The sequence below is a fragment of the Paenibacillus sp. FSL F4-0087 genome (genome assembly GCF_038020215.1).
Lineage (GTDB): Bacteria > Bacillota > Bacilli > Paenibacillales > Paenibacillaceae > Paenibacillus > Paenibacillus taichungensis.
Genome location: NZ_JBBODJ010000001.1, coordinates 6,920,979 through 6,936,046, shown reverse-complemented (window position 1 = coordinate 6,936,046; position 15,068 = coordinate 6,920,979). Strand labels below are relative to the sequence as shown.

9 protein-coding genes are annotated in these 15,068 nt (G+C 47.6%); 7 read left to right on the top strand and 2 right to left on the bottom strand.

The genetic code is table 11. From position 1 onward, the window contains the following. Window positions 1-149 precede the first annotated feature (149 nt). Both MHB84_RS31140 and MHB84_RS31135 read left to right on the top strand, forming a co-directional pair. Window positions 150-1,847, top strand: a complete 1,698-nt coding sequence (locus MHB84_RS31140; RefSeq protein ID WP_341143096.1) for a sensor domain-containing diguanylate cyclase — start codon at window positions 150-152, stop codon at window positions 1,845-1,847. Window positions 1,848-1,897: 50 nt separating this feature from the next. Continuing rightward, entirely contained in the window at window positions 1,898-2,419 is a 522-nt protein-coding gene (locus tag MHB84_RS31135; protein ID WP_076291002.1) for a hypothetical protein, read from the top strand. A 103-nt stretch (window positions 2,420-2,522) separates the two neighbouring features. Here MHB84_RS31135 and MHB84_RS31130 read toward each other — a convergent pair whose 3' ends face one another. After that, window positions 2,523-3,641, bottom strand: a complete 1,119-nt coding sequence (locus tag MHB84_RS31130; RefSeq protein WP_076291003.1) for a GGDEF domain-containing protein — start codon at window positions 3,639-3,641, stop codon at window positions 2,523-2,525. Between the two features lie 232 nt (window positions 3,642-3,873). Here MHB84_RS31130 and MHB84_RS31125 point away from each other — a divergent pair, with 232 nt between their 5' ends. The 4 genes from MHB84_RS31125 (at window position 3,874) to MHB84_RS31110 (ending at window position 12,917) form a co-directional block, all read left to right on the top strand. Beyond that, entirely contained in the window at window positions 3,874-10,584 is a 6,711-nt protein-coding gene (locus tag MHB84_RS31125) for a DUF7507 domain-containing protein (protein ID WP_076291004.1), read from the top strand. After that, window positions 10,581-12,275, top strand: coding sequence for a DUF11 domain-containing protein (locus tag MHB84_RS31120; protein WP_076291005.1), 1,695 nt, complete (start codon window positions 10,581-10,583; stop codon window positions 12,273-12,275). Before MHB84_RS31125 ends, MHB84_RS31120 begins: the two co-directional genes overlap by 4 nt. A gap of 163 nt (window positions 12,276-12,438) precedes the next feature. Further along, window positions 12,439-12,696 (top strand): YolD-like family protein, encoded by a 258-nt coding sequence (locus MHB84_RS31115; protein ID WP_076291006.1) that lies wholly within the window; start codon window positions 12,439-12,441, stop codon window positions 12,694-12,696. Window positions 12,697-12,794: 98 nt separating this feature from the next. Further along, window positions 12,795-12,917 carry a dihydroorotate dehydrogenase gene (locus MHB84_RS31110; protein ID WP_099852733.1) on the top strand — a complete coding sequence of 41 codons (123 nt, stop codon included), beginning with the start codon at window positions 12,795-12,797 and terminating at the stop codon, window positions 12,915-12,917. Window positions 12,918-12,973: 56 nt separating this feature from the next. Here the strand turns inward: MHB84_RS31110 and MHB84_RS31105 are convergent, their stop codons facing one another. Then, window positions 12,974-14,236, bottom strand: a complete 1,263-nt coding sequence (locus tag MHB84_RS31105) for an amino acid permease (protein ID WP_076291008.1) — start codon at window positions 14,234-14,236, stop codon at window positions 12,974-12,976. A gap of 175 nt (window positions 14,237-14,411) precedes the next feature. Between MHB84_RS31105 and MHB84_RS31100 the strand changes: the two genes are divergently transcribed. After that, window positions 14,412-14,915, top strand: coding sequence for a ferritin (locus tag MHB84_RS31100; protein WP_076291009.1), 504 nt, complete (start codon window positions 14,412-14,414; stop codon window positions 14,913-14,915). Window positions 14,916-15,068: the final 153 nt, after the last annotated feature.

The following is a 15,068-nucleotide window of genomic DNA, read 5'->3' as shown; positions in this document are numbered from 1 at the left end:
ATGTATATACAGAATCGTGACTATTCTTTGAATGGAAGAAACACGGTGTGAATAGCGTCCCCATATTGTATGGATATATATAATGAAAAAAGACATTATTTCCGATAAAGATGAAAACGAATAGGTGACATCCCGTAGTTCTTAACAGCATGAATGATGTTGAAAAAAGCAAGCTGGTTCACCGTTTATTGGAGGAAGTTATGTCATTCAAGCTTAAAACTGTTCTCACCATGACCTTCGCTGTGTTATCCCTGTTGGTTACACTCACGATTGGTTATATTCTAAGTCAAAAATCATCCATAGCTGTTGAAACGGAGATTGGTCATTCCCTCATCAGCACAGCTTCTCAGACTTCAGACAAGCTGGATCGTTTCATGTGGTCGCGTTCAGGAGAATTGGATCTTCTGGGCCGAATGATTGCCCTAGAGGACCGTTTCGAGCCTGCCGAAATGCAGATGCTGCTGAATCAGCTTCAAGATAGCTTTCCCACATTCTCATGGGTTGGATTCATGAATCCCAAAGGAAAAGTGCTGGCTTCCACAGACGGCATATTGCGCGGTGAAAATTTATCGGAACGACCTGTGTATCAGGAGGGAATCAAGGGTAAATTTATCGGAGATGTCCATGATGCTGTCCTTCTGGCGAAGCTTCTTCCGAACCCAACCGGCGAACCACTTCAATTTGTCGATATCAGCTTTCCGGTAAACTACAAGAACGGAGAGATTGCTGGCGTGCTTGCCGCACATTTGAGCTGGGCCTGGGCGAAGGAAATGGAGGAAAGTGTCCTGGAGCCGCTGAAACATGAAGAAAAGGACATCGAGATGTTTATTGTCAGTCAAAAGGAAAATACGGTGCTGCTTGGTCCAAAAGAATGGATTGGTCGTCCTTTAAAGCTATCGGGTATTGAAGGGGCAAGACTGAACAAAAGCAGCTGGTCCATAGAAGAATGGCCGGATGGAAAAGAATATGTAACAGGATTTGCTACTAGCCAAGGGCATTTGGACTATCCGGGTCTGGGTTGGACGGTGGTTATTCGTCAGCTCAAGTCAGCGGCGTTTGCTTCCGTGACCGACATGCTTTGGTTCAATGTGTGGGCAGGGCTCTCGGTTACGGTGCTGTTTGCACTGATTGGCTGGCTGATCTCCCGCCAGATCTCGGCCCCGATTGCACGGCTGACTCAAGTGGCGAATCGGCTTGGTGCTGGAGAGCAAGTACAGATTCCGGAAAATCGAGGTTTTAGGGAAATCGAAGTACTGTCACGTTCCCTCGGAGATATGCTGACTTCGCTAACAAATAAGGACTCGGAACTCGTTATTATGCAGAATCTGGCCCACTACGACCAATTGACCGGACTGCCAAACCGAACAGCGCTCGAGCTCTATCTGGAAGAATCCTTGGAGATGGAAAGTGAAAATCACACATTAACATTCCTTTACCTTGATCTGGATGGATTCAAAAGTGTGAATGATACGCTTGGACATCAGACCGGAGATGTTCTGCTGCAGAAAGTGGCTCAGCGCTTGACCAGTATCCGTCATGATAAGGGCATCACGGTAAGGCTTGGCGGAGATGAGTTCCTCATTGTGCTCCGCTCTGTGGGAAGCAATCCAAGAGAAGAAGCTCGTACCTATGCGGAAGAAATCATCCAGAGCCTGAATAAGCCGTTTATTATTGAATATGAACGAATTCATATTGGCTGCAGCATTGGGGGTGCTGAATATCCTACCAACAGTGGCAATCCGAGTGAAATTATCCGTATGGCAGATGAGGCGCTGTATGAATCGAAACGTGCGGGCAAAAATAGAATGACATTCTATCCAGAATTGAAGAACACAGTTAGAGAATAATATAATATAAATTGCAGTAACTGATCCGCATACAGGCAAGGAGCGATGAGATGTCTGGAAAATATACCAATGTACCCTATGGTTATGAACCTCCACCGGCTACCCGGAAAGGCACGCTGATTTTCTATGATTCATTTGAGCACATAACAGATGAACAGCTTGAACACGCCGCTGATATTGCGGACACACGTTCCTTTGTGCAACTTGTGCTCTATCCGCTGCATGAGAATACAGTGAAGCGAATGAGCAAGGATGGTGTGCAACCTTTTTACAAAAGGGAAGATCGCCTTCATGACTGGAGAAGGGAGCATGCATCCTCCAGCATACGGGTGGAAGGCTGGGAAGGCAAGAGGAAGAAGTATACGCCGATCGAAGCAGCCCTGCGTCATATGGCAGAAGAATATCCCGCTCCCCATTTTCTGTATCTCACGGTGGAGATGGCGAATCAGTTCGCATCATTTGATTCGTTCAAAGATTGGATTAAGGAAGTACGTCTGATAATTGATGGAGCTGCCGTTAAGCTCCACCCGAAACTGGAGCAAAATGCACATCGCTGGGAATGGGCAGAATGAACCGGTACATTCGAATTGACGATTAGGCAGTAAAAAAAGTAGTGCTGCACAGCCGGCTTCCCGGTGAACAGCACTACTTTTTTTTGCATTTTTTTATGGAGTACTATACCAGATCAAGGGACGTCATCGTTTTATTTTTCCCCGTTCGTTTAGCTGCATAGAGACACGCATCCACTTCCTCAAACAGCTTGTCCTTCGACAGATGGGCGCTGTAGCTTTTGAGTCCGACACTTACCGTAATATAAGCGCCTTCAAGCTCCAAATGAACATGACGGGCGATCTTCTTGCGGATCTGCTCCACCAAGGCATATGCCTGCTCGAAAGGTTGCTCAAACATTAACAGTGCAAATTCTTCTCCACCATAACGTGCTGCAATATCGCTTGAGGTGATGTTCTCCTGGATGACCTGAGAGACTCTCTCCAGAATGGCGTCTCCAACCCGGTGCCCATATGTATCATTAATTGACTTGAAGTTGTCAATATCAATCAGAGCTAAATGCAGACTCATGCCATTATTCGCATATTCAAACGCTTTTTCATAGTAGTCCTTAAAGGAGCTTTGATTATACAGATTGGTTAATCCGTCTGTCTTGGACTGCTTGGTCATAATTGCGTTTCGCACAATCAGATCCTGCTTGGCAAGCATACTGGCCTGAAGATCATCCAGTACCTCCACACCGCTCGTAACAATTAACTGTGCAACATATGTACCTACAATAAGAAAAGCGGGAATGGAAACCATGTCAAACGAAGATAAGTACAGCCGATAGGCTGGGTCGCAGAGTACGATGACATAACCAATCATCTGCATGAGGCATACCGTCCATACTCTTTTCTTGCTGAAGAACAGAACCGAAGCAAAGATCGGCAACAGACAGATGGCCAGGATGATCCGAATATCGTAATTGACATGAATGATAGTCCAGGCAATGACTGTGCTGGCCATGGACATGGAATAGAAGGAAAATGAACTGAAACGGCGTTCTACCCAACTGGCAATCAGAATAGCTAAAGCGCTGGATATCGTAGGCCAAAATAAAACGTAGATCATGAAATCTTCTGGAGTGCGATCATAATCGAGAAACAGAAAGCAGCCTATTTGAATGACAACATGCGTTAATACGACGACCCAGTAAGCACGAAGCATTTTTTTGATCCATTTGGAATGCTTGAATTCGTACTCGGTTGGGATATGGTTGCTATGTAAGTTGGGACTCTTCAATATATCACCGCTGACTGCATCATAATGATACGACAGACACTGCTCTCGTATGCTTTAATTATAAAACACATTGCACGAAACGCAAATCATTTAATTTGTATTATGAAAACAAAGCTTACATAAGTGCAAATCGCATAAAGTTCTTTTATAGGACAAACAAAAATCCAAATCAGGCTCATAGACTGTGTGTGAAGGCTCCAATTCATATGATTCCAATTAAGATGAAGGGGAGGTGAGATCAATTCCTCTTGTCGTTCGTTCAACCGTTAATGCTACGGGAGCAATTACATTTACAGGTAACACGCTTGGACTGAGTCGTTCGGACACAGCCGGAGTACCCGGAACACAGGACAGTATTGGAGCTTTTACGACAACCAACGCTTCCGTCCAGTACGGAACCTATCCGCTAGGCACCACGAGCCTGTATCAGAGCAACAGTTCAGCGGCAATACTCGTTCTTCCTGCTGGCAGCACTGTCTTGTATGCAGAATTGATCTGGGGTGGAAGTTACATCAATGGGACAGTCAATCTGAGTGCTGCAATCAATAATCCGGTTACGTTTACTACACCAGCTGGTACATCCAGTGTTACTCCTGATCCAGCTACTTATAATCAATTTGATCTGGGGAACGGCGCTGCCGGCTATGTGCGTTCAGCCAATGTTACTTCGCTTGTACAAAATGGGGGAGCGGGTACATATACCACCGGAGCAGTTGTAGGAACGATTGTCATCACTAATGATGCTACAGCCAATCATGCAGGCTGGACACTTGGAGTCATTTATCAGAACCCCAGCCTGCCCTTTCGCAACATGTCCTTACGTGCAGGTGGAGTACTCGTCCAGTCTACATCGGCGCCAGTTGTTACCACACTGACTGGATTTGCTACTCCGCTTTCGGGTGCATTGGGAGGCAGAGCCCTGTTCAGTGCACAGGAAGGGGACGCGAACCGGACCGGGGATCAGGCATTATTCGGGCCAACCTCGGCAACTTCGGTTGCCTTGTCCGGACCAAACAATCTGGCTGCAAACTTTTTTGCTTCTCAAATCAACGGCGATACAGGAACCCTTAATACAACAGGGACTTTCGGAACGCGGAACCAGACGAACGGGGCTCCAGGCACCAATATTATTGGCGGACGTCAAGGCTGGGATATTACCAATGTGGATGTGTCAGCGAGACTAATCAATAACCAGTCTTCTGCGGTGTTGACGTTAACGACCTCCGGGGATGCATATATTGTCAATGCCAATGCGATTCAGGTTGATATCAATGCACCCAAAATTTCAGTGGCCAAAGCATCCGTAGCCTCTGGTGCGGTAGCGGGGGATAGCATTCTTTATACCGTTACCGTCAGCAATGCAGGTACAGCCAGTGCGGCCAGCGTTGTGCTATCTGATTCATTGCCTGTAGGGCTCACCTTCATTCCAGGGAGTGTGACGGTCGCTGGTGTGTCTCGCCCAACACTCGATGTAACCGCCGGCATTCCGCTTGGTTCATTAAACCTATCCAACAGTATTGTTGTAACCTATCGTGCACTCATTGGTCAGGATGCAAGCATACTGCAACTGGTGAACTCAGCGAATGCCGCCTTTACGTTTCAAAGTGTGGCAGGGGGCTCAGTGATTACGGGAGTCATTCCGTCCAATAACTCTACACTTCCTGTTTATTCACCAAACCTGTCTATTGTGAAGTCAGCGAGCACAACCAACGCTACGGTGGGTGATCAGGTCACGTATACGCTTCAGGTGAACAACGGGGGGAATGTTGCTGCCAACGTTACATTAACGGATAACATTCCGAGTGGCAGCTCGTACGTGGCTGGCAGCTTCCGACTAAATGGAAATGTGATTGCTGGTGCTAATCCTGCGACTGGCGTTAATTTGGGGAGCCTCGCGGCAGGAAGTACAAATACAGTAACCTTCCAGGTACTCGTAACAAGCTTGCCTACGCCTCCAACCCTTGTGGATCAGGCCACGGCCACCTATTCCTTTAACTCTCCTGATGGTCGGACTATTAACGGCACAGTAGCTTCGAACACCTTGACGATTCCCGTTACATTGCCCAATGTAACAACGGTAAAATCGGCATCAGTCATTGATGTTGCAGTTGGGGAGACGTTTACGTACACCATAGTTACTACCAATAGCGGCATCCAGGTAATTAATAATGTGGTACTCACGGATACTCTCCCCGCTGGAACTACGTTCGTACCCGGCAGTGTGACCGTCAGAGGGACTGTCATACCAGCGGCCAATCCGAGCAGTGGAATTTCGTTAGGAACGCTGACAGCCGGAAGTTCTGCGACGGTGACGTTTCAGATTAATGTGCAGTCCCTGCCCACATCAGGTTCGCTGGTCAACCGGGCTTCCGTATCCTATAGCTCAGGTGCGTTCACGGGCATTTCCAATTCTAATTCAATCACAACCCCTGTATACCAGCCGATCATCGGTATCAACAAGTCGGCGAGTCAAACGAATGCCACACTGGGAGATCAGCTTGCATATACACTAGTGGTGACGAACACTGGAAACTTAGGGGCACAAGTAACAGTGACCGATACGATTCCAGTAGGTCTGACGTTTGTCCCCAATTCAGTAACCGTGAATGGTGGTGCACGTCCCGGAACTAGCCCGTTAACCGGAATAACGCTGGGAAGTCTCCTGCCAGGAGCAACTGCAACGGTAGTGTTCCGAGCTACACTCACTACACTCCCATCTCCGCCAACGCTGGAGAATCAGGGGACTGCTAGTTATACGTACCAGCTTCCGAGTGGACGGAATCTCTCAGGCAGCAGCCAATCCAATCTCGTTCGCATACCTGCATCTGCGCCCAATATCTCTATTAGCAAAACAGTAAACACTCCGGATGCAACTGTAGGAGATGTTCTTACCTATACGGTTGTTGCAACAAATGCTGGGAGTAGTGCGGTACAAAATCTGGTGATCTCGGATACGCCAACCGGTTCGGAATTCGTCTCCGGCAGTGTCACTATTAATGGAACTGCTGCAAGGAATGCAAGTCCGCTTTCGGGCATTGCTGTCGGTGCATTGAACAGTTCAAGCAGCGTTACGGTGACCTATCAAACAAGAGTGACATCCGTTCCGTCCACAGGTTCAGTTAGTAACCGGGCAAGTGCAGCATTTACGTCAGGCAGTTTTAATGGTGTTTCTTCGTCTGTCACGGTGAATACACCCATATATCAACCACTCATCCAAGTAGCTAAAACAGCTAGCACCTCGAATTTGACAGTAGGGGATTCCTTTAATTACTCCATTCAGGTCAACAATTCAGGCAATATTGCTGCAACGGTTACCTTGACGGATCCGATTCCTGCGGGAGCTGTATTCAGTACGAATAGTGTCATTATTAATGGCGTACCAACACCAGGTGTTAGCCCGGTAACAGGAATTAATTTGGGGTCGATCGCTGCAGGCTCGAACGTAACGGTCACTTTTGTTGCCACGGTCACAAGTTTGCCTGATTCAAGGCAGTTGACTAACCAAGCAGTTGCATCATTTGCCTACACTCTTCCAAGTGGGAGAACAGTTGCCGGTTCTTCGTTATCGAACACCGTTAACATTCCCGTATCCTTGCCCAATGTAACGATAGTAAACAGTGACAATGTAGAGTACGGCGTGGTCGGGGATGTCATTCGATACACATCTGTTATTCGTAACAACGGAACAGTAGCCGTTAACAATGTGGTATATGTCAACCCTCTTCCTCCGAATACCCCATTTGTACCCGGAAGCGTCATTGTGAACGGGACTTCATTCCCGCTCTCCAATCCGACCGCCGGCATTCCAATCGGTACGTTGGCTCCAGGAGCCGAGGTTACCGTAACTTTTGAGGTGACGATTACTATGCCGATCCCTTCACAGATTAACAATCAGTCGACGGTCAGCTTCACATCCGGTTCATTTTCGGGGTCATCATCATCCAATACAACACAGACTCCGGTCATACAACCGCAAATTTCACTCATCAAAACAGCAAATACAGTTAATGCGACCGTAGGCGACACGGTTGTATATACAGTAACTGTCAGCAACACAGGCAATCTGGAGGCAAACGTTACAGTGACAGATACGATTCCTACTGTCACAACTTTTGTACCCAATAGCCTCGTGGTATCTGGTGTACCACAGCCTGGAGCAACACCAGGAACGGGTATTCCTGTAGGCATTGTGGCAGCGGGAGCGACAGCTGTTGTTACATTTGCCGTTGTTGTGGATTCACTTCCATCTCCGCAGCAACTTAGCAATTTTGCGACGTCATCTTTTACTTTCACACCTCCTGACGGGCGAACGTTAACAGGGACAGCCACCTCAAATACACTGACGTTTCCAGTCTCGTCGCCAAACGTTGCCGTAGTTAAAAGTACAGTTTCTACTGCGGCTGCCGTAGGGGATACTGTTACTTACTCCATTTTGGTAACGAACAGCGGAATAGCACCGGTAAATAATATTCAGTTTTCGGATCCAATTCCTACGGGGGCCTCTTTTGTTGCAGGAAGTGTCACTATAAATGGGGTAGTGCAGCCCGCTTCCAATCCGGCAGGGGGGATATCACTAGGTACGCTCGCTCCCGGAACGTCTGCAACTGTGACTTTCAGTATCAATGTCAATGCGATCCCACCAAGTGGACAATTAAGCAATCGATCCACAGTGAGTTTTACCTCGGGGACATTCTCAAGCACAACGTTCTCCAATACTGTGGTTACACCGGTATTTCAGCCCATTCTATCAGCACAAAAAACGGCGAGTACACAAAATGCTACCGTTGGGGATACCGTCAGTTACACGATTACCGTCAACAATCAGGGTAACTATGGTGCCCAGATTAACTTAACGGACAATATTCCTACAGGAACCATACTTGTTCCGAACAGTGTGATTGTAAATGGTCAGCCATTACCTGCAGCCAATCCTGCAACAGGCATTCCGGCAGGCACTGTTGCTGCTGGGGCAACAACAACGGTTACCTTTTCCGTAGTTATTGATACTTTGCCGACCCCGCAACAGCTGGTGAATCAGGCTTCGGTTGCTCTTTCCTTTACGCTGCCTGATGGACGCAACATCACGGGTTCTGTTTTGTCTAACATACTTACCATTTCAGTGTCGGCTCCCGATGTCGATGTGGTGAAATCTACGACATCTACGTCTGTATCTGTTGGTGATGTTGTGACGTACAGCATTGCAGTAACTAATAACGGAATAGCGACTGTCAGCAATGTGGTCTTTACGGATGCATTGCCGGCAAGTACTGTTCTTACAGCAAACAGCGTGTTTATTGATGGAGTTCCTCGACCGGGTGTCAATCCTTCAACCGGAATAACGCTTGGTTCCATCGCGCCTGGAGTTACCGTGACCGTTGTGTTTAGTGTGCAGGTTACAGCACTCCCATCCAGTGCAGTATTAAACAATCAGTCTACAGTGAGCTTTACATCAGGTGTTTTTTCAGCTACCACATTTTCTAATACGGTCACTACCCCGGTATACCAACCGATTCTGTCGGCAGTCAAAACGGGAGACCAGGCTATAGCAACGGTAGGGGATACGGTCGTTTACAGCATCGCGATTACCAATGCAGGGAACTTTGGGGCATCTGTCACGTTAACGGATACCATTCCGGCAGGAACAGAACTTGTGCCAAATAGCGTCATTATTAATGGAGCTTCAGCACCAGGAGCCGATCCGGCTTCAGGGATTCCACTGGGTGTAGTCTCCACAACAACTGTAGTCATGTTCTCGGTCGTGATCATCACCCTACCTTTAAGCCAGGCCATAACCAATCAGGCCTCAGCAACCTATTCCTACACGCTGCCGGATGGAAGAACACTGGGAGGCAGCCTTTCGTCCAATTCTCTCAATATTCAGGTGTCTGCTCCGAATGTCAGTGTCGTCAAGACGACACCAGTAATTGATGCTGTAGTGGGTGATACGATTGTATATGAGATGGTCGTAACCAATAACGGAATTGATCCTGTCAACAATGTCGTGTTAACCGATCCAATCAGTTCGGCTGTTACTTTTGTCACGGGCAGTGTCCTGGTTGACGGCGTTCCGCGTCTCTCGGCTAACCCGACACTGGGGATAGCGCTTGGTTCTTTGGCACCTGGAGCATCTGTATCCGTTTCGTATGCGGTTCGGGTCAACACGCTGCCTGCACCACCGCAAGTGAGCAGTCAGTCATCGGTAAGTTTCACATCGGGTGTATTCTCGGGAGCGGCCTATTCAAATACCGTGGTAACACCAATTTATCAGCCGATTATTGCCGTAACCAAAACAGCGAGTACGTCCAATGCCACCATCGGAGACATCATTACCTATTCTTTTACCATTTCCAATAGTGGGAATTTAGCAGCCAATTTGACACTTACGGATAACATTCCGAATGGAGCAGTACTACTTCCCAACAGCGTCCTGATTGATGGTGTTCCACAGCCAGGTGCAAATCCGGAATCAGGGATTGTTGTTGGGACGATACCTCCAGGAGGGTCCGTTAATGTAACGGTCACTCTGGAAGTGACTGTGGATTCATTGCCGCAGAATCAGCAGCTGGTCAATCAGGCGGTAGCCAATTATACATTTAGTCCGCCGGATGGACGTCAGTTGACGGGTACAATATCCTCCAACGTTCTGGTGATTCCTGTATCTGCACCAAATGTCGTTGTGATCAAAAGCACAAGTGCAGTTGATGCTGTTGTCGGCGATGTGATCACCTATACAGTTGTGGTAACGAATAGTGGTATCGAGGTAGTCAATAGCGTGGTTATGGTAGACCCTGTACCAACAGGCACCGTATTTGTAGCGGGAAGTGTTACGGTGGATGGCGTGGCAAGGCCTACGGGGAATCCGAATACAGGGATAACACTTGGTTCAATTGCCGCCGGTGCTTCAGTTACCGTTACATTCAGAGTGGAGGTTGTGGTGATATGAGCCAATCTTCCGGTCCGTTGTCCCACACGCTACAGAATCAGTCACTGGTTCGATTCAGCTCGGGTACGACTGAACTGGAACAGGTGGCCTATTCTAATACGGTAGTTACACCATGGATCGGCCCCAGGCTGGAAGTACACAAGTTTTGCAACGTTGCTGAGGCTGCTCTGGGGCAGACACTGACCTATCTGATTGAAATTGTGAATTCGGGTAATTGTGCTGCCATGGTCCATGTATTGGATTCGCTCTCGTCGGAAACATCACTTCTCCCCAACAGTGTACTCCTGGATGGAACTCCGCTGCCAGGAGTATCACCGGAGAGAGGGATTCCTGCGCAGGAAATCGTACCTGGAGCGACGTTGCGAATTCATTTTCAGGTGATCATCGTCGGTCTTCCACCGTCCTTGAAACTGGTGAATCAAGCGAAGATACGTTATACGTTTGTGACGCCGGAAGGACGAATGGTTGAGGGAGAAGAGCAATCCAACGTGGTAGAAGTAAACCTGGTCTCGTCAAGTCTGTCGTTGGTTTTGAATGCAGATCGTGCGCAAACCTTTGTCGGAGATATCGTCACTTACAACCTTTTGGTGAGTAACCCGGGTTTTATAATAGGAAACGATGCCAGGGTAACGATCCCATTACCCAAAGGTATTGAATTTCTTCCGGGAAGTGTCATTGTGAATGAGATTTTTGTTCCCGAGACGACGCCTGACTCCGGGATTATGATAGGCGAAGTACTGCCCGGAGAATCTGTTCCAATTCAATTTCGAGTACAGGTCACGGGAGGAAGCATAGCTGAGAAATTAACAATTCAGGCAGTGCTAGAGTACGTTTCAGGTGACACATTGGAGAATGTATACTCGAACGTAGCAACTTTACAAATCATTCAACCTCGGATTTCGATTGCGAAAAGTGTGAATCCACCCATCGCTACTCCTGGGGATACCGTTCAATACCAAATAACGGTACACAATGAAGGTTCTTTTGCAGTAGATGCTATCGTGACGGATTTTCTTCCGTCAGGTATGCGCTATGTTGAGGGGAGCCTGGGGTGGAACGGTGTGAAACGGCTTGGAACAAATCCAGTCAAAGGCATCAATCTGGGAACGTTGACTGCACGTTCCGTGGTTAATATCCAATTTGAAGTGCATCTCACAGAGCAGGAGCGGGGTGTACCTGCAGTCTTCGAACTGATGAATCAGGCTCGCCTGATCTATACATTTCGCTTGCCAGATTCGCGTTCTGTGCAACGAATAATTTCCTCCAATACGGCTGTCATTCAGTTGAAGTTTCCTATCATCTCGGTTCATGTGGAAGTGAAGCCAGACTTGATCGAAAGGGGAGGAAATGTAACCTTTCATGTACATGTAACCAACACAGGGTCCTGGCCCGCGCGGGTGCAGTTGGCTGATGTGCTCCCTCCAGGTGCCAAATGGATTGGGGAAGCAGAAGTACGGGATCGAGCGATCATTTCAGAGTATTCATCACCAAGATTTTTACATTTGGGTGAGATGGAACCTGGAGCGGAGAAATGGGTCACTTACATTGCACAAATATCCTCCGCTGAACAACTGGGAATCCAGCAGGGTACCGTAACTGCTATGTATACCTACGAGTGGAACGGTCAGAGGCATTCAGGACAGTCCATTTCGAATGTATACACCATTATTGTTGAAGATGGCGATGAATGAAGGGGGATACTAGCTTTTTCCTGTAAATGTAAGGGGTTTTTTGCTTCGTTATGGAGTCATGACATTACACGAACGTGAATGAATGGTATACTAATTAAATATGACCTCGGCAAATAACCCGTGGATTCGGGACGTCGGATTAGCTATAGAGGAGGCCGCTACATTGGCAAAAGCAAAAGTTGCAAAAAGACCTACCCGGGACGAGTTTGAACTGGAAGAGCTGGGGAACCAACTGGTTGAGGCGTTTCATGAACGTTCGGAAGTGTTGCTGACCGTATGGGGCAAGGAAGATCAGGTTCATGGGGTCATTGTGAAGTTGGACTCACGTACTCGGCTAGTACATGTTGAGTATACAGAGGAAGAATTTACGGCCAAAGTGCCATTCTTGGATATTATGCGCATTGATTCTCCACGGTATTGAAAAAATGATAAACAGGATCTGAAACAGGGCATCCGCCCTGTCAAATCTGTTCTCCCTGCATAAGATAACCCATACCTGTTGCAGAGGAGGTACGGTCAATGAGCGAAGTATTAGGTGGAGAAACAAGAGGAGGCTACGGATACGGAGGTTTTACTTCTGTAGGCGCCATTCTGGTTCTGTTCATCCTGTTGGTTATCATCTCCAAAGCGTTCCTGGTATAATGATTTTTTCCAGATGAATAAAGGAAGCTCTGCCATCGCGGCAGAGCTTTTTTTGTTTATATTTTGTCTTGTCGTTTGCGGCTGACTAAGCCGTAGATGACAACGATCACCACAGGGTAGAGAACGGCCCACCCGGCAAAAGGGAACACAATGGCCGTCGCCACAAAGGAAATCCAACTGATGGTTACACCAGTACGACTGCCCTTGAGTAAACGTATTCCGGCTGCGCATCCGCCAAGATAGGTGAGAATAAAGGTTGCATTGGGCAACTGAATAAGTGTCGTGAGTGACACGAGGCCTGATCCGTATATGCACAACACTAGAGTAAAGCAGATGGCCAGGAAGCCAATTGCAGCAATGGGTGTATGGTACCGACGGGATAAGCGGGACATCCATTGCGGGGCAGATCCTTGTCTTGCCAGTGCATAGGCGACTCGGGATGCAGCACCAGCATATGCAATGACGGTAGCAGTGCAAATAAATATGCCAGTCAGCCCAGCAAGTAATCCACCCCAGGAACCGAGAGCCTGACTAATAATCCATACAAGAGAGACATCTGCTCCGCCATGAAGATAGCTTTGAGTTCCGACTGTCGCCAGTGCAGTCAGGAAATAGAGCACACCTACAATGATGGCTGCAATCGTTACACCTTTAATAGCTGCCTTGCGTGGATCAGTAAATTCTTCAGACAGGTGAGATACAGCTTCCCAACCGATAAAACACCAGAATAGAATGGCTCCAGCCTGTCCCACACTGACCCAACCACTTGGCATAAATGGTGTGAAATGTATGGATTCCATATTCGGAATAGCAAATACAAATGCCATGACGAGCACGATAATAATCGCTAGCACAACGCCAATCTGTACCTTTCCGGCGACCTGCATACCTACGATGTTAATGATCAGTCCAGCCGCCAGCATGAGGGCGGCAATCGCTGTTCTATATCCTTCCCCGAGTCCCAGTGCAGCTGTCATGTAGCCTGCACCTGTAAGTGCAGCTACTGGAGCACCGATGGGAACGGACATTAGAAAGAACCAGCCAACTACAGCTCCTGCCCGTTGTCCAAAAGCGAGGGTAACGAAATGGGATACACCGCCTGCGTCCGGGTATCGGGCTGAGAGTAATCCCATGGACAGGGCAAGCGGAAGAATCAGCAGCACCATGCCTCCCCAGGCGAGAAGTGAAGCCGGCCCTGCCAGTTCGGCAGCAAGTCCGGGTACAATCAGGACACCTGAACCGAGAACTGCACTTATATAAAGCGCAACAGCTTGCGGCATACCTATTGTTTTTTTGAGCTGCGAAGAAGATGTGTTCATGAAATAAAAAGGCCTGCCTTCCAGATTGAAATGATTTTAGAGCGAGAACTATGTAATTATATAGGAAGAGATGCAATCAGTCATTGGCGAATTTTGTAGAAGTTTCGATATCGGTCATGCGGACGTTATGATAAAATAAAACCATCCCTAGAGAAAGAATGAGGTGTACCCCCTAATGAGTAAAGAGTTGACAGAAGCTTTGAACGAACAGATGAACTTCGAATTTTATTCGGCTCACGTATATCAGGCGATGGCTGCATACTGTTCCGGCGAAAGCTTGGACGGATTTGCCAACTTCTTCATCGTACAAGCAGAGGAAGAGCGGTTCCACGCGATGAAAATATACAAATTCCTGAATGACCGCGGACAACGCGCTACGCTTGCTGCATTGCCAGAACCGAAGAATGAATATTCCTCGATGCTGGATGTGTTCGAACATGGATATGCACACGAGCAGCAAAATACGAAGAAATTCTACAATCTGGCTGACATTGCCTTGAATGAGCGTGAACATGCCACGATGTATTTCCTGAAATGGTTCATCGATGAGCAAGTCGAAGAGGAAGCACTGTTTGATAATATCATCCAGAAATTGCGCCGAATCGAAAAAGACAGCAATGCTTTCTACATGCTGGACGCCGAATTTGGTAAACGTTCGTTCACAGCTCCTGCGGAGTAAGAGGGAACTAAGCAAAGCAATCAGGATTGATCCGAACGACAAGAAAATCGATCTACATATGAAAAGTCTGCTCTCGAGCAGGCTTTTTTGTTATACCATTTTAAGCTTCTTCGCTTGCTTCATATAAATTCCAGAAATGACTCTATCAGAAAC